This window comes from Micromonospora sp. CPCC 205539 (assembly GCF_036906815.1).
Lineage (GTDB): Bacteria > Actinomycetota > Actinomycetes > Mycobacteriales > Micromonosporaceae > Micromonospora.
Genome location: NZ_JBAKHW010000039.1, coordinates 1 through 15,337, shown reverse-complemented (window position 1 = coordinate 15,337; position 15,337 = coordinate 1). Strand labels below are relative to the sequence as shown.

Sequence of the window (15,337 nt, the reverse complement as noted above, 5' to 3'; positions counted from 1 at the left end):
CAGGATCAGAGCATGCTGACGATCGGTCAACTCGCGGCGTACGCGGGCGTCACGGTGCGGGCGGTGCGGCACTACCACCAGATCGGCCTGCTGCCCGAGCCGGAGCGGGACGCTTCGGGCTACCGGCGGTACGGCGTGACGGCGGTCGTGTCCCTCATCAAGATCCGCACCCTCGCCGACGCCGGCGTACCGCTGTCGCGGATCAGTCGGATGCTCGACGCCGACGCAGCAGCCTTCGACGAGGCGATCCGGACCATCGACGACCACCTGCAAGACGAGATCGAACGGCTGCAGACCAGCCGCAGGCACATCGCGCGGCTCAGCGCCGGGGACAGTCTGGCGCTCCCACCGGAGGTGGCCGCTTATCTCGACCGACTCCGGGGCATCGGGGCGTCACAGCGGATGGTGGAGGCCGAACGGGACGGGTGGATCCTGGTCGCGGCGCGCTGGCCCGACCGCATCGTCGAGTGGATGCCCGGCAAGATTTCCGCTCTCGACGATCCGCAGGTCGTCCGGCTCTATCGGGTGCTCTCGGCGATCTTCGACGGTGACGAGGCCGACGACCCGCGGCTGGCGGAGGCCGCCGACATCATGGCTTGCCTGGCGGAGCAGGCGTACGCCGCCGGCGAGGTCCCTCCCGCCGAGGAGGTCGAGGACGACCTCCCGCACGACCTGATCGACGCGCTCGCCGACGAGGCCGACCCGCGGGTGCGGCGGCTGCGTGAGTTGATGCGCGAGCGTGGCTGGTCCGGTTGGAACCGGATGGAGCGGCTGGCCGAGCCGCCCGACTGACCTGCCGGCGCCGCTTCGCGCGCCTTGACGTCGGCTCCTCGCGTCGGCAGGAGGCTTGGGATCAGGCAGGGGTGATCCGGTGCTGATCGCTGTGATCCTGGGGCTGCTCCTGCGCAGCCCAGCCTCCCGGGTCCGCAGATCCGCTCAGCGGTTGTCGGTGGTGCAGCAGCCGTCGGTGCATTCGCTGGTGTCGGCGCCTGCGGTGGGGGAGCGCAGGGCAGCAGCCGGAGCGCAGCAGTTGTCACCGCGCCAGGCTTCGCGGCCTTCCTTCACCGCGACCGCGGCGATGATCAACGCGGCGGCGGGGTCGGCCCACCACCAGCCGAACAGCGAGTTGACCGCCAACCCGACCAAGAGCACCGCCGAGAGGTACGTACACAGCAGGGTCTGCTTGGAGTCGGCGACGGCCGAGGCCGACCCGAGTTCGTGTCCCGCGCGGCGTTGCGCCGCCGACAGGGCCGGCATCACCGCCAGGGACACCGCGGCCAGAGCCAGGCCGATCGTGGAGTGCTCCGGGCGGTCCGCGCCGATGAGCGCGCGCACCGACTCGACGGAGACGTACGCGGCGAGGGCGAAGAACGACAACGCGATGATCCGCAGCGCGGCGCGTTCCCGGCGTTCGTGGTCGGGGCCGGAGAACTGCCAGGCCACGGCGGCGGCCGAGGCCACCTCGATGACGGAGTCGAGCCCGAACCCGATCAGCGCGGTCGAGGACGCCATCCTCCCGGCACTGATGGCGATGACCGCCTCGATCACGTTGTAGGTGATCGTTGCGGCGACGAACAGGCGCACCCGCCGGATCAGGATCGAGCGGCGGGCCGGTGACGGGCCAGCCGACATCAGCGGACGTGGCGCGTTCATCAGCAGCATCCCTCGGACTCGGCGGCCGGGCAGGCGGCCGGGTCGACGGCCAGGACCAGACCGAGGAGGTCCCCGAGGGCGTGCGCGAGGCGGGCGTCAGCCAGCTCGTAGCGGCTACGCCGGCCTTCCGGCACCGCGACGACGAGGCCGCAGCCCCGCAGGCACGCCAGGTGGTTGGACAGGTTCTGCCGGCTCGTGCCCAGCAGGTTGGCGAGGTCGGCCGGGTAGCCGGGTCCATCGCGCAGAGCGAGCAGGAGCCGGGCGCGGACCGGGTCGGACAGAGCGTGACCGAAGCGGGCCAGGACCTGTCCGTGCGTCAGAGTCTCCACAACCCGACAGTACATTGAACGGTGAATTAACAGAACGCTGAACTATTTGGTCACGAATCTTGACGTGGCTCGAACCAATCATCTTAGTATGCGCATGTGAGCATGATTTCTGGTCTGATTGGCCAGCACGGCGCTGCCGGCGTGGCGAACACGGCGACGGAGAAACACTGATGGGCCACGGCCACAGCCACCAGGTGACGGCGACCGGGCAGCACCGCCGCGCCTTGGCCGGCGTGCTCATGGTGTCGGTGGTGATCTTCACTGTCGAAGTCGTCGGTGCGGTCGTCACCGGCAGCCTCGCGCTGCTCGCCGACGCCGGGCATGTGCTGGCCGACGCCGGCGGTGTCGCCCTCGCACTCGGCGCGGCCATGCTCGCCGCCCGCCCGGCGACCGGGCGGCGGACCTTCGGCTGGGCCCGTGCGGAGATCCTCGCCGCCGCCGTCAACGGCCTTATCCTGGCCGGGATGGGCGTCTACGTCTTCGTCGAGGGCGTCCGGCGTCTGTTCGAACCGGTCGACGTCCAACCCGGTGGCATGGCCGTCTTCGCCGCGATCGGTCTGGTCGGCAACCTCGTCGGGGTGGCGTTGCTCTACCGGGCCCGTGACGCGAGCCTGAACATGCGCGGCGCCTTCCTCGAGGTCGCCACCGACACCGCCACCTCCGTCGGCGTCCTCGCCGCCGCCGCGGTCATCGCGCTGACCGGCTTCACCCGCGCCGACGCGATGGTGTCCCTCCTCATCGGCCTCGTCATCGCCCCACGCGCGCTACGGCTGCTGCGCGACGCGGTCAACATCCTGCTCGAAGCCGCCCCCGCCGAGGCCGACCTCGAACAGATCCGCCAGCACATCACCGACGTCGACCACGTCCTTGGCGTGCACGACCTGCACGTCCACACCGTGACCTCGGGACTGCCGGTCCTCACCGCGCACGTCGTTGTCGATGACTCCTGCTTCCACGACGGCCACGCCCCACAACTGCTCGACGCCCTGCAAACCTGCCTGGCTGGGCACTTTGACGTCGAACACTCCACCTTCCAGCTTGAACCAACAGGCCACGCCGAGCACGAACACCCCACTCACCCCTGAAAGGCGTCGTCCACCCTGCCCGCTGGCCGTCCATTCCTGCGGCCTCTGGCGCATCTCGGACGCGGGGCTCTTCTCGCGCCGCTGGCCCGTCGGCGAGCGTTTCGCGGGAAATCGGGGTCGCCGGACCGGCGCCGACCGGGCATGATCCTCTACGCACCGAACCCGGCGGGCCTTTCATCCCGTGCGGCGAGATATGCGATACCCAGCTCAACTGGCCTGGCAAGGGCTTGGCTGTGCCGCTCAGGAGAACACTTTGCACTGCACAAAATGCGGAATCGACCTCGAAAACCCCGACCAAGGCCATACGTGCCGGTCCTCGGCACCTCCGCCCGCGCTCAGGACAGCAGGTTGGAACGTCGCGACCTGGTGCGTAGTCGGGTTCGCCGCCCTCTTCGCCCTCGCCGCGATCGCCGCGGCCATCCTCGGTAGCTCGCCGAGCGACCGGGCCCGGCCGCTGTCCCCGTCCGGCACCGGCGCAGCAATCGGTTTCGTCCTGGCCAACCTGATCCTGTTCGTCGCCATCATCGGCCTGGTCATCAGCGGGCTGATCTGGGGTCGCGGCACTCGCCAGCTCGCCGAGGCGCACGGCTCCTCCGGCCGCTCGTACAGCCGCCACTGGGGCACGCGCGTCTTCCCCGCCTGCATCGTCTTCAGCGCCGCCATAGCCTGGCTGGCTGCCGACCGGACCGCCCCGGCCGTCCTGTTCGGCCAGGCGGCCCTGCGCACCCTCGGAGCCGCCGCGCTGGTCGGGGGCATGCTGCACAGCCGGGCGCGGATTCTGCGGCTGATCGCCCACGCCAACCGAGTCGGCGCCGGACACTATTCGCCGGTCGCCGGGCAAGACCCAGCGTGGCCGCTGTCGCCCACCCCGACCAGCGACGACTGGAACGCCGGCCAGTGGGACCCGGACGTGTTGCGCGACATCGACGCCCGCCGCCACCGCGACAGCACCTGATCTCGAGGTGCGGCCGGGGGCGCGAGGTTGAGGCATTCGACGCCTGGCGTTTCGTTGGTACCTCGACGAAGCCGCCGAGCCGTACCCCGTCCGGTGTTCCGCAGCCTCGTCGAGCGCTCGGGGACCAGCAACGGCCCGAAGGGCCGCCACGGTGAGGAACGCGCGGATCTGCCGCGGTCCGGGCGCAACGGGCGTGACGGTGGGGGTGTGCGGTCAGTCGGGAGCAAGAGCGGTGATGGTGGCGCGGATTCGGGTGCTCAGCAGCTCGTCGGCCCAGACCAGGTGGTCGGCAAAGCTGGTGACCGCGAGGCGGTTGTCGCCGTTGACGAGTTCAGTCAGGTCGGGGATTGCCTCGACGGCGTGTAGTTCCAGGATCGTTGCCAGGCCGTACCGTCCGGCGTAGTCCGTGACACCGGTGACGAGCGGCACGGTCAGGTCGGCGGTCGGGGTGCCGAGGCGGGCGAGAGCCCGCGCGGCCGCCACTCGGCTCCATCGGTCGCCGAGCCGGTCGTTGAGGAGCGGGCCGAGTTCGGCCAGCGCGTCGCGGTGGGCCGGGGCCAGGTCCGCGATGAGGTCCGCTGCGGCGCGCGCCGGGGTCTGCCCGGCGGCGAGTACGGCGCGAACGGTTGGCAGGACCGGTGGTATCGCCTCGAGGGCGGCGACTATCCGGGCGGCGAGGATCTGGGCTTCCCGCTGTGGGTACGTCGGGGCCGCAGTGCCGGTGAGCCGGTGTCGCGCGGCGGGCAGGAGCGGGCGCAATGCCTCGCCCAGATCGCCGACGAAGGTGTACGGGCCGGGTTGTGGCGGCCGTCCGGCGGCCAGGGCGGTTCCGATGAGGTCCAGGAGCGGCTGCACGTCGCCGGTGATACGTCGGATGGCCAGTGCGGCCATCGGGTCGCCGAACTGGATGACACGCGTGTGCAGGTGCGGTACGGCACCAGGATCGTCGTGCCCGATCTCTAATAGCGCCCAGGTCACCTGCGGTCCCGCGTAGGGCATTGCAGCGAGCAGTTCCGGCACCGCCTCTTCGGCACGCCAGTCGCCGAGCACCCCGGCCAGCACGTCGGCCCGGACCGGCTGCGCGGCCAAGCGCTGTCGTACCGCAGCGAGTACCACGGGCGTGAGTCGGGCGCCGTCGAGCAACCGCGGCGCACGATGCCCGGCGGCTGCCGCCGCGCACACCGGCTCGATCCAACGGGGATCACCGAGCCGGGCGAGGGCGGTGACTGCCGGGAACTCGACGCTGAACCCTGCTTCCCCAGCTGCCTGCGGGAATTCGGTGGCGGCACCGGCGAGCAGGTCCGCGTACTCGTCGGCGGCCGCGCCGATCCGGCTGAGTGCGTCGACGGCGGCGTCCCGCACGCCAGGGTCCGAATCGCGTACGGCGTCTGCGACGAGCGCCACGATCTGCGACGGCGCGGATCGGCTGGCGTCGCATCGGCGCGACGCGGCCCACAGACCAACCTCACGAGTCTTCGGCTTGCGGGCCCGTAGCAGTTGACGGAGCAGGTCCACCGCGACCGCCGCCTGCGGGCTCACCAACAGCTCGTCGAACCAGTCGCTGCCGCGGGCCCAGCAGTACGGGATGACGGCGCCGTCGTCGATCGCGGCGACTACCGCGGCAGCGGTGCCTGTTGGCCAGGGCACGCCGGCCCGCAGGAGTGCGACGGCGGCCGCGACCCGAAATCTCGGCGTGGAATTCAGGACCCGTTCGGTCAGCACCGGTCCGGCGGCGGCGGCGTCGATCATGCCGAGCGCGAGCGCGAGTGATGCCTGCACCCGCTCAACGGTCTCCGCACGCCACCGGTGCCAGAGCGGTTCGGCGGCAGTCCCCGCCTGAGCTACCGCGTAAGCCGCGGCCTCCCGTACCTCCGGGTCGCCGTCCGTGAGCAGCGCCAGCAGCACCGGCAACTGCGCGGCGACCGCAGAGCGCACATCTGGAAAGTCGTCGCCGTAGGCGTGCTGTCGGTCGGCGAGTTGCCCCAGCATCCAGACAAGATCGGCCTGTCCGTGTGGCGTGGCCCTCGCCAATTCGGCCAGGAATGGCACTGCCGCGACGGTGGCAGGATAGACGCTGCCCTGGTGAAAAATGCTGCCGTACAACTCAGAAAGAGCACTCTTGGCGGCGTCCGCATCCGGCGAGCTCGCAAGCTGGAGCAGGTCTGCGGTGTCCAGAGCCTCTCCGTACGCGTGGCTGAGCTCCTCCCAGCGGACGTCGCCCAATCCCCTCAGCACCGCCATACCCTATGTCCCCGGCCTTCGTACGGGACTGCTGCCCAGCGCCACGTCGGTCGGCCCGCCCGGCAGATCCACCTGCCGCCACGTGCTCGAGCGCGCTCAGCTGCTGCCGACCGTGAGCGTAGGCAGGCGACGAGCCGCTAGCCGACCGGCCCGCGTCCGGGGCGCGCCGGGGCGACGGGCGGGCAGCGTCAGGAGGTACGTCGCGCCGGCGGGCGCGGCGAGCTGCACGGCCATGTCGACGGGGGCGATCGGAAAGATCTCCGCGATGTATGACAACCGAAGCCTGCTGCGGTGCCGATAGGAGTGGTGTCGGAGAGAGGAGATTCGTTGTCGGCAGAAGAGGACGAAGAATATGTCGAGTACGCCTCGGTGGCGCTGACTCGGTTACGGCGCTCCGCGTACCTACTGTGCGGCGACGCGCATCGCGCGGACGACATCGTGCAGTCGGCCTTGGTCACTGTCTATCTGCGCTGGTCGAAGATCAGGACGGTCGAGAACATCGACGGGTACGTGCACCGCATCCTGGTGCGTCGCTACCTCGATGACGCGCGCAGGTCCTGGGCGAAGGTGCTGTTGTCGTGGCGGACGCCTGATCTGCCGTCATCGGCGGGACCGAGCGTCGAGGATGCCGACGCCGTGCGCTCAGCACTCGCGGCGTTGAGCCGAGGCCAGCGCAGTGTGCTGGTTCTGCGCTTCTTCTGCGACATGTCGGTGCAGGAGACGGCGATGGTGTTGGGCTGTTCCACGGGCAGCGTCAAGAGCCAGACATCTCGGGGGCTCGCCACGATGCGTCGCCTGCTGAGCGAGCAGTGGCCGGGGATTGACCAGGAACGTCTACAGGAAGCGGAGTGTGTGTGATGCATGGTGCTGAAGACCGTGACGCTGCGGTACTCCGCGTCCTTCTGTCCGAAGTAGCGCCGCCGCCGAGCCAGATCGGCGCGACCGGCCTGCTTGCCGTTGGCCGGCGGGCACGCCGCCGGCGACGGTCCGCGGCGGTATCGGGGATTCTCGTGCTCAGCATTGCGAGTGTTGCCGGGATGAGCGTGCTCGGCCAGAGCCGGGCCGGCAGCGGCAGCGGCAGTGCGAGCCTGGCCCCGGCTGCGGACGGGGGAGCGGCTCGGCGCCCCTGCACGGTGGCGGCGTTGCAGCTGCCGCCGTCAGCGACATCCGCAGAGATCAACGCAGGCTCACCCAGCGGTCGGTTTCTGGCTGGCTTTTCCTCGGTCGGGAAGGCGTTGGCCACGCCGACCCGCTGGGACGGCACGCGGGCCGAGGCCATCAAGGTCATCGGGCCCGCTGAGGCCAAGGGAGTCAACGACAGTGGGGTCACGGTGGGCAGCGGCCAGGGCGCGAATGGCCGCTCCATCGCCTGGGCGTACGTCAACGGAAAGGTGATCACATTGCCGATCCCAGCGGGCTACACCGGCGCCGAAGCGACCGGGATCAACGCTCGCGGGGAGGTGGCCGGGGTGCTGTTCGGCGGCGTGCGGACGGCAGCCGCCCGGTGGCGCGACACCACCGCGAACGCTCAGGTGGACATCCTTCCCGCGTCGGGTCCGGCGATGGCGTTCGGCATCTCGGACAGCGGGGTCGTGGTCGGCGGCCTGGACGACGACAAGGGTGGCTCGGCCTACCTGTGGGACGCGCAGGGCCAGGGCAGCAGCCCGGTCGTCCCGGACGGATTCGTCAGTCCGCGCGTGAGTGGCGCTCAGGGTGAATGGGCGTACGGCGTGCTCAGCCGGAGGACTGGAGAGCCCGCGCTGCCGAAGGTGCCTGAGCGCCGTGGCAGCCGGGTGGCGACCTCGCCGAACTCCGGCGGTCAAACGACGGACAGCCAGACGGCGGCAGTGGCGTGGGACCTCCGGACGGGCCAGGCGACGACTGTGTCGGGGGGTGATGTCGGGGCCGTCAGCTCGGACGGCGAGATGGTCATCAATCATGACGGCGGGACCGCATCGCTGCGCTCTGCGGACGGCACCTTCCTCACGTTGCCCAGCCTCTTCGACAATGACAGCACGTATGCCGTTGCCCTCGATGGCGGCGGTACGCAGGCCGCCGGCATCAGCGGGCGTAAGCCGGTGCGGTGGCAGTGCCCGGAAGGTGGAAAGTGATGCACTCCCATTGGAAAACAGCGGTACGGATCTGCCTTGCCCTGACTGTCGTGGCTGGTGCCCAGGTCACGGCACGTGGGGCCGATGCGGATGCCAGCAGCGCTGCTGCCCCTCCCGCCACCGAAGCAGGGCCGGTGGGGCCGGTTCGGACCGTCACCCTGCTCACCGGCGATCGAATCACCGTTTACGGCGCAGATGCCAACCGCTATTCGATAGTCCGAGGTAAGGGGCGCGAGCACGTGACATTCGCCGCCACCAAGGCCGCGGGTCATCTGCGGGTGGTGCCGAGCGACGCCGTGCGACCGTTGCGCGACGGGCTGCTGGACAGTCGGCTGTTCGACGTGACGACGCTGCTCGACAGCGGCTACGACGACCGGGCCGGTGAGCTGCCGCTGATCGTCACCTACGCTGACGGCGCCGTCGGGCGGACCGCGCGGGCTGGCGCGGCCGCCGCCGGAGCCCGTGTGGTGCGGGCGTTGCCGGGTGCGGGCAACTTCGCGGTTCGCGCCGCACGCACCGACGCCGGAGCATTCTGGCGCAGCCTTCCCCACGATGCGCGGGTGACGGCCCAGACCAGCGGTGTACGCAAGGTGTGGCTGGATGGCCTGCGCAAGCCGGCGCTGGCGACCAGTGTGCCGCAGATCGGCGCCCCGACCGCGTGGCGGGCCGGCTACACCGGTAAGGGCGTGACCGCGGCCATCCTGGACACCGGTGTCGATGGTGATCATCCGGATCTGGCTGGCCGAGTCACGGCTGCGAAGAACTTCACCGACGGCTTCGAGGACGACCGTGACCTCGTCGGGCACGGGACGCACGTGGCATCCACCATGGTGGGCAGCGGGGCCGCCTCCGATGGAAGCCTCCGCGGGGTGGCACCGGACGCGACCCTGGTCAGCGGCAAGGTCTGTGTCGTCTTCGGATGCGCCGAGTCATGGATCATGGCTGGGATGCAGTGGGCCGTCACCGAACAGCACGCGAAGATCGTCAACCTGAGCCTCGGCGGCCCGGACGGGCCGGAAACGGATCTGCTGGAACAGGCGGTGACCGACCTGAGCACCCAGTACGGCACCTTGTTCGTGGTGGCCGCCGGCAACACCGGACCGACCCAATCGATCGGCTCGCCGGCCAGCGCGCCCGCCGCGCTCGCCGTCGGCGCGGTGGACCGCGACGACGCCCTCGCCGACTTCTCCAGCCGGGGACCGGCGAGTGCCGACGCCGGACCAAAGCCCGAGCTGACCGCACCCGGGGTCGCCATCACCGCGGCCCGCAGCTCTGACGGGCACCTCGGCACGCCCGGCGACCCGTACATGAGCCTGTCCGGTACGTCGATGGCGACCCCACACGTCGCCGGTGCGGCGGCGCTACTGGCCGAGCAGCATCCCGACTGGTCCGGCGAGCAGCTCAAGGCGACGCTGATGGCTGCTGCGCACCGTGTCCCCGACACGGGGGTCTTCGGGCAGGGCGCCGGCCGAGTCGACGTCGGTCGGGCGATCACCCAATCGATGACCGCGAGTCCACCGAGCGTGGCGTTCGGGCTGCAGCAGTGGCCACACGCGGACGACGCACCAGTGATCAGGACCGTCACCTACCACAACAGCGGCAGCGGACCAGTCGAGCTGGCGTTGACTGTCCAGGCCACTGGTCCGACCGGCCAGCCGGCCCCGGCCGGGATGTTCACCGTGGCGCCGGACCGGCTCACCGTACCGGCCGGCGGCACCGCCCAAACCGCGCTGACCGCTACTACCCCGTCTGACGGACCGGCCGGCAGCTATGGCGGCTACCTGGTCGCCACCGCCGACGATCTGGTCGTGAACACGCCACTGTCGATCGGTCGGGAGAAGGAAAGCTACGACCTGACGCTGGTGCACACCGGCCGGGACGGCGCACCAGCGACCGATGTGCAGCCGATGGTCTACCGAACCGACGGAGCGACTGAAGAGATCCTCGTGCCGGCCAGCGGCACATTACGGCTGCCGCGCGGGACGTACATGGTTGGTACCTGGATCTACGAGCCCGATGGCAAACTGATCCACCTGGTGCAGCCGCGACTGGAGTTGACCCGGAACCAGACCGTCGACCTCGACGCCCGCGTGGCTAAGCCGCTCACGGTGACCGTGCCGAACCCCACGGCCAGCTCCCTCAACGCGGAGCTGATTGTGGGCGTTCCGACCGAGGACAAGGCAGGTATCGCCACCCTGACGTTCGCCGACTCGTTCGACCAGTGGTACAGCGCGCAGCTCGGGCCGGTCGGCACGCAGGACGGTGTGTGGGCGAAGGTCGGCAGCCAGTGGGCCCGTCGCGGTGACGCCGGCCCGACCGACAGCCCGTACGGCTATCGGCTCGCGTGGTACACCCGGGGCGCCCTGCCCACCGGGTTCGTCCGCAACGTACGCCCCGAGCAACTAGCCGCAGTGCGAGCCTCGTACGCCAGCACCACCCCGGGTCTACGGGGCCGCTTTACCGCGATCGCCTCAGCGGAGGATCTACCCACGGGCGGCTTCCTTTCCGACGTCGACTTCGCGCTGCCCATGACCCGCACCGAGTACTACAACGTCGACACGGGCGTGACCTGGGAGAACGACTTTTTCGAACACAGCGCGGATAATGAGCATTTTGTGACCTCGTTGTGGGGCGTGGGCCGCTACCAGCCGGGCCGTACATATCGGGAGAACTGGAACCGGGGCGTGTTCGGGCCGGCCTTCTTCGGACTCGAGATCCCGGACGGCGAACCAAAGGGAGTCACCCGGATGAACAACACGATCCACGCCTACCTCTCGCTGTACTCCGACACGGCGGACCGTTTCGCGCTCTCCGAAGACGCGAAATACACCTCCACGCTCTATCGCGACGGAGTCCAGCTCGGCACGGCGGACGGATGGGAGAGCACGTTCGAGGTCCCCACCCAGGACGCCGGCTACCGGCTGCGGCTCGACGCCCACCGCGACGCACCGTCCAGCCTGGCCACCCGAACCAGCGTCGAATGGACGTTCCGGTCCGCGGCGAGCCCGGGTAGCAGCACCCCGCTGCCGGTCTCGGTGGTGCGGTTCGCCCCGCAGTTGAACGAGGCCAACACGGCGCCGGCCGGCACCCTCAACATTCCGGTAACCGTGTACCGCCAGCCCGGTGCGCCCGCCGCCACCGTTCGCGACCTCACCGTCGACGTCTCCTACGACGACGGGCGGACCTGGCAGCGGGCCGAGCTGAAGCGGGCCAACGCCGGCGGGATGCTCACCGTGCACCATCCAGCCCTCGCCGGCTACGTGTCCCTGCGAGCCCGAAGCAGCGACAGCGCGGGCAACACGGTGGACCAGACCATCATCCGGGCCTACCGCTACGGCCGGACCAGCTGAACGAAGCTGGGGCAGGACCAACGAGAACGGCATAGCGGCGGTGGAGGTTCCGATCCTTGGTGCGGATCGGAACCTCCACCGTCGTTCGTCGGTAAGAAGGCGGCTCTCCCGCGCGCTACTCAGTGACGGCGAAACCTTTCGCGAACGAGGGAGCAGCAACCAGTGACAGCAACCCAAGCCGAGGTTGAAGCGAGCAGACGGTTCACCGCGATGTATGCCGCGCACCACGCGCGGGTGTACGCGTACGCGGTGAGCCGGGCCGGGCGCGAACTCGCCGACGACATCGTCAGCGAGACCTTCCTCGTCGCGTGGCGCAAGCTGGCCACCATACCGGCGGCACCGCTGCCGTGGCTGCTCGGCGTGGCCCGCAACGCAGTGCGCGAGCGTTACCGCGACGAGGTCCGGCAGGCGAGCCTCGCCGACGAAATGCGGGCCTGGGTCGACGAGGCGGACGCGGACGTGGCCGACCAGGTGACCGAACGCGCAGCGGTGCTCGCGGCCCTCGCCCGGCTTACCGAAGACGACCGGGAACTGCTCACCCTGCTGGCCTGGCACGACCTGTCGAGCCGGGAAGCCGCCCAGGTCATCGGCTGCTCCACCGCAACCTTCTTCGTCCGGCTGCACCGGGCCAGGAAACGGCTTCGGGAAGCCCTCAGCGGGGCGCACCAGGTCGCCAGTCGTAGCCCGATCACCCTTCGCACCCAGGAGTACAGCCGATGAGCAGGAAACGCGCTGAACTGACGATGCTGGCTGATGCGCGTCCGCGTCGGCTGGACCCGGCCCCCGGATCCCGTCCGGACGCCAGCAGATTCACCGCCCATCCGCAACCAGCCGCCGGCCGGGCCGCGGGCTGGCCGACCCGCCGCGTGATCCTGGCAGGCGTGGCGCCGACCGTGGCGGTGGTGGCGGCCGGTGCGGTCTTCCTGACGGCGGGCACCACCGGTGGCGGGACCGGGCCGCAGGCCGGGCTGGGTGCCAGCAGCCCGGCGGTCGCTCCGAGCGAAGCACCCGCTACCGCCACCGCCGGCCCGGTCCCGCGTACGGCGCGTGAACTGCTGCTGGTCGCCGCCAAGCAGAGCGCCACGGGCGATGCCGCGACCGGTGGCCGCTACTGGGTCCTCGAGCAGGAACACGGTGTTCTGCACGAGGTCGGCCCGAAGAGTCGGCGCTACCGAATCCTGGACCGGTCCAGCAGCCGGCTGTGGTACGCGTTGTCACCGAGCGACGAGGGCGTCAACCTCACACGCGAACTCGGTGCCGCGCCGTTCACCGCCGAGGACCGGGCCGCGTGGCAGGCCGACGGTTCGCCGACGCAGTGGGCTTTGCCGATGGACGTCCCCGACGCGCCCCCGAGCATCGTCACCAGCGCCCCCGGGCCGGAAGTAGCCGGGCTCGACCTGTCGAAGCCTCACGGCGCGGGCAAGCGTGCGGCCGAGAATGATGCCCCCTACTACCTCGCTGGCGGTCCGATCTCGGCGGCCGAGTTGGCCGGTCTGCCCACCGAACCGGCCACGCTGAAGGCGCGGCTGCTCCAACGCTTCAAAACCAGCGAGATCGAATCGGCCAGCGACTACTCGCTCTTCACAAGTGCCAAGAGCCTGGTCTTCGACCTGCCCGTGTCGCCACAGGTGCGGGCGGCCGCGTACCGGATGCTCGCCGACATGCGCGGGGTGACCGCGCTCGGTGCGGTCACCGACCAGCGGGGGCGCTCCGGCATGGCGGTCGCGTTCGCCCGCAAGGGAGACGGCGGCAACTGGGTCCAGACCCGACTGATCATCGACCACCGGACCGGTCAGGCGCTCGCCGAGGAGTCGTGGGACCTGGGCACCGGCCGGACCCCCAAGGGGCCCGGGACGTTCCGCTACTACTCGGTCGTGCTGCGCCTGGGCTTCACCGATGACATCCCACCGAAGGGGCAGACCACGCAGAAGCGGCGGTGAACATGTGAAGCGCCACCCCGGGGGGGGTACGCCGCCGGCGTCAACCCCCGGGGACGGTGACCCACTGGAACTGTGATGTGAAGCGATCCACTCCACTCTTGCAGGGCGGCATCGCCGCCGGGTTGGCTCGGGGGATGGCGCTCATCGCATACGACAAAGCCGACGCCGCCGCGTTCGAGGCGACCCGTCATCTGGACGACGACGCGCTCGACGCGTGGCGCGAGGCGATCACCCGGTATCTGAATCCCCAGCCGGGTATGCGTCTGCTTGACCTCGGCTGCGGCACCGCAAGCTGGTCACAGGCGTTCCGCACGTGGTGGCCCGCCACCGACGTGATCGCCGTCGAACCGTCCGCCGCGATGCGTGAGCGCGCCCTGATCAAGCCAGTCCTGAGCGGCAACGCTGCCGACATTCCGGTCGAGAACGACAGCATCGACGCGGTCTGGATCTCCACGGTCATCCACCACGTTCCCGACCTCCCGGCCGCCGCTCAGGAGATCCGCCGCGTCCTGAAACCCGGTGGCCCGGTGCTGATCCGTTCCGCCTTCCCTGGCCGGCACGACGGCATCACCCTGTGCCATTTCTGGCCCGAGACGATCACCGCGTTGAACGACAGTTACCCGACCGTGGCCACCATCGAAGACGCCTTCGCCGCCTCGGGCTTCACCACCGCCGGGCTCGAGCCGGTCGCGCAGATCTCCGCATCATCGCTGCAGGAGGCCGCCACCGGCTTGCGCCGTGAAGCGCACACCCTACTGCAGCTGATCAGCGATGACGCGTACGCGCAAGGTGTTGAACGGCTCCGCGCAGCCGCGCGGACCGCAACCGGCCCATTGATCGATGTCCTCGACCTACTGGTACTTCGTTGACAATCGAGGTCGGTCGTCCGGATCCAAGCGGCACGTTCGGCGATGGGCGTGGCTGCCGTTGCTCGACCTGATCTCGGCTGGATCAGAGGCGAATACGGAGGTAGGCCCGGTCATCGAAGCTCGCCTGTCCGGGCGCGAGCGCTTTGGTGCCGGCGAGCTCCGCCACGCACCAGGGGTCCTTCGCCAAGAGCGAGGCAAGCTCTGACTCGGACGCGGCCAGTGTTTCGCCGATGACCGGATAGCCGTCGCTGGCAATCATCAGTTCGTCGATGCCATCGGGCACCGGATGCACTACCACCAACGACGGGGGAACGGGCCGCCCATCGATTGCGGCATAACCGTACGGTCCGATGCTGTTGCGCAGGGCACCCTGCCGCCCGGTCAGAGCTCGCGCCGCGAGTCGCCCTGGGTCCGCCTCCACCGCCCGATCCATGTTGATCGTCCCGGCAGCTGCCTCCGCAGCGAGAACCGCAGCCCGGAACGACGCCGCGACGCGGTCGACTCGTTTGCGTGGCTGCCCGACCGACGCGGGGAGTCCGCGGTAGGTGAACCCGACGTCACCGATCTGCCAGATCTCCCGGCGTGCTCGCGAATAGACGGTGACCGCCGCGCTCGGCCGCTCGGCTGCTGTCAGCCCAGAGCCGAGGCGGGCCGCTGTCGGCTCCGCCTGAAAACTGACCACGTGGTTCCGGCTGAATCGGGACCACCTCCTCAAGCATCGGGAGGTGCTGAACGTGGAGGACTGGGCGGAGATCCGGCGGCTGCGGCGGTCGGAGGGCATGGCAATTCAGGCCATCGCACGGC

The 15,337-nt window shown here is 70.0% G+C and carries 14 protein-coding genes; 9 read left to right on the top strand and 5 right to left on the bottom strand.

The annotated features are described in order from the left end of the window. Positions 1–12: 12 nt before the first annotated feature. The gene (locus tag V6V47_RS26685) at positions 13–792 is read left to right on the top strand and encodes a MerR family transcriptional regulator (protein ID WP_334631124.1); all 780 of its coding nucleotides are present in this window, start codon (positions 13–15) and stop codon (positions 790–792) included. Between the two features lie 144 nt (positions 793–936). On the opposite strand, the gene V6V47_RS26680 is transcribed toward V6V47_RS26685, so the two are convergent. Both V6V47_RS26680 and V6V47_RS26675 read right to left on the bottom strand, forming a co-directional pair. Beyond that, on the bottom strand, positions 937–1,662 hold the full coding sequence (locus V6V47_RS26680) for a cation transporter (RefSeq protein WP_334631123.1): 726 nt from the start codon (positions 1,660–1,662) through the stop codon (positions 937–939). Beyond that, positions 1,653–1,997: an ArsR/SmtB family transcription factor gene (locus V6V47_RS26675; RefSeq protein ID WP_334631122.1), complete on the bottom strand. Its 345-nt coding sequence runs from the start codon at positions 1,995–1,997 to the stop codon at positions 1,653–1,655. Before V6V47_RS26675 ends, V6V47_RS26680 begins: the two co-directional genes overlap by 10 nt. Positions 1,998–2,152: 155 nt before the next feature. Between V6V47_RS26675 and V6V47_RS26670 the strand changes: the two genes are divergently transcribed. Both V6V47_RS26670 and V6V47_RS26665 read left to right on the top strand, forming a co-directional pair. Then, positions 2,153–3,067 carry a cation diffusion facilitator family transporter gene (locus tag V6V47_RS26670; protein ID WP_334631121.1) on the top strand — a complete coding sequence of 305 codons (915 nt, stop codon included), beginning with the start codon at positions 2,153–2,155 and terminating at the stop codon, positions 3,065–3,067. 253 nt (positions 3,068–3,320) lie between these two features. Beyond that, the gene (locus tag V6V47_RS26665; RefSeq protein WP_334631120.1) at positions 3,321–4,022 is read left to right on the top strand and encodes a hypothetical protein; all 702 of its coding nucleotides are present in this window, start codon (positions 3,321–3,323) and stop codon (positions 4,020–4,022) included. Between the two features lie 213 nt (positions 4,023–4,235). Here the strand turns inward: V6V47_RS26665 and V6V47_RS26660 are convergent, their stop codons facing one another. Further along, positions 4,236–6,257: a HEAT repeat domain-containing protein gene (locus V6V47_RS26660; protein WP_334631119.1), complete on the bottom strand. Its 2,022-nt coding sequence runs from the start codon at positions 6,255–6,257 to the stop codon at positions 4,236–4,238. A gap of 102 nt (positions 6,258–6,359) precedes the next feature. Then, positions 6,360–6,539 (bottom strand): hypothetical protein, encoded by a 180-nt coding sequence (locus V6V47_RS26655; RefSeq protein WP_334631118.1) that lies wholly within the window; start codon positions 6,537–6,539, stop codon positions 6,360–6,362. A 51-nt stretch (positions 6,540–6,590) separates the two neighbouring features. Here V6V47_RS26655 and V6V47_RS26650 point away from each other — a divergent pair, with 51 nt between their 5' ends. The 6 genes from V6V47_RS26650 (at position 6,591) to V6V47_RS26625 (ending at position 14,533) form a co-directional block, all read left to right on the top strand. Beyond that, complete coding sequence (locus V6V47_RS26650; RefSeq protein ID WP_334631117.1) at positions 6,591–7,121, top strand: SigE family RNA polymerase sigma factor; 531 nt, start codon at positions 6,591–6,593, stop codon at positions 7,119–7,121. Positions 7,122–7,300: 179 nt separating this feature from the next. Further along, entirely contained in the window at positions 7,301–8,374 is a 1,074-nt protein-coding gene (locus V6V47_RS26645; RefSeq protein ID WP_334631116.1) for a hypothetical protein, read from the top strand. A gap of 239 nt (positions 8,375–8,613) precedes the next feature. Further along, positions 8,614–11,724 carry a S8 family peptidase gene (locus tag V6V47_RS26640; RefSeq protein ID WP_334631115.1) on the top strand — a complete coding sequence of 1,037 codons (3,111 nt, stop codon included), beginning with the start codon at positions 8,614–8,616 and terminating at the stop codon, positions 11,722–11,724. A gap of 162 nt (positions 11,725–11,886) precedes the next feature. Then, the gene (locus V6V47_RS26635; RefSeq protein WP_334631114.1) at positions 11,887–12,444 is read left to right on the top strand and encodes an RNA polymerase sigma factor; all 558 of its coding nucleotides are present in this window, start codon (positions 11,887–11,889) and stop codon (positions 12,442–12,444) included. After that, complete coding sequence (locus tag V6V47_RS26630) at positions 12,441–13,664, top strand: CU044_5270 family protein (RefSeq protein WP_334631113.1); 1,224 nt, start codon at positions 12,441–12,443, stop codon at positions 13,662–13,664. The genes V6V47_RS26635 and V6V47_RS26630 overlap by 4 nt, the downstream gene beginning before the upstream one ends. A 134-nt stretch (positions 13,665–13,798) precedes the next feature. Further along, entirely contained in the window at positions 13,799–14,533 is a 735-nt protein-coding gene (locus tag V6V47_RS26625) for a class I SAM-dependent methyltransferase (RefSeq protein ID WP_334631153.1), read from the top strand. Between the two features lie 82 nt (positions 14,534–14,615). Here V6V47_RS26625 and V6V47_RS26620 read toward each other — a convergent pair whose 3' ends face one another. Further along, the gene (locus V6V47_RS26620; protein ID WP_334631112.1) at positions 14,616–15,215 is read right to left on the bottom strand and encodes a hypothetical protein; all 600 of its coding nucleotides are present in this window, start codon (positions 15,213–15,215) and stop codon (positions 14,616–14,618) included. Positions 15,216–15,337 lie beyond the last annotated feature (122 nt).

Bases quoted from the DNA above. Each gene is read 5' to 3' on its own strand.
- V6V47_RS26685 (WP_334631124.1), top strand. From the start codon at position 13: ATGCTGACGATCGGTCAACTCGCGGCGTACGCGGGCGTCACGGTGCGG.
- V6V47_RS26680 (WP_334631123.1), bottom strand. From the start codon at position 1,662: ATGCTGCTGATGAACGCGCCACGTCCGCTGATGTCGGCTGGCCCGTCA.
- V6V47_RS26625 (WP_334631153.1), top strand. From the start codon at position 13,799: ATGGCGCTCATCGCATACGACAAAGCCGACGCCGCCGCGTTCGAGGCG.
- V6V47_RS26675 (WP_334631122.1), bottom strand. From the start codon at position 1,997: ATGTACTGTCGGGTTGTGGAGACTCTGACGCACGGACAGGTCCTGGCC.
- V6V47_RS26670 (WP_334631121.1), top strand. From the start codon at position 2,153: ATGGGCCACGGCCACAGCCACCAGGTGACGGCGACCGGGCAGCACCGC.
- V6V47_RS26645 (WP_334631116.1), top strand. From the start codon at position 7,301: ATGAGCGTGCTCGGCCAGAGCCGGGCCGGCAGCGGCAGCGGCAGTGCG.
- V6V47_RS26630 (WP_334631113.1), top strand. From the start codon at position 12,441: ATGAGCAGGAAACGCGCTGAACTGACGATGCTGGCTGATGCGCGTCCG.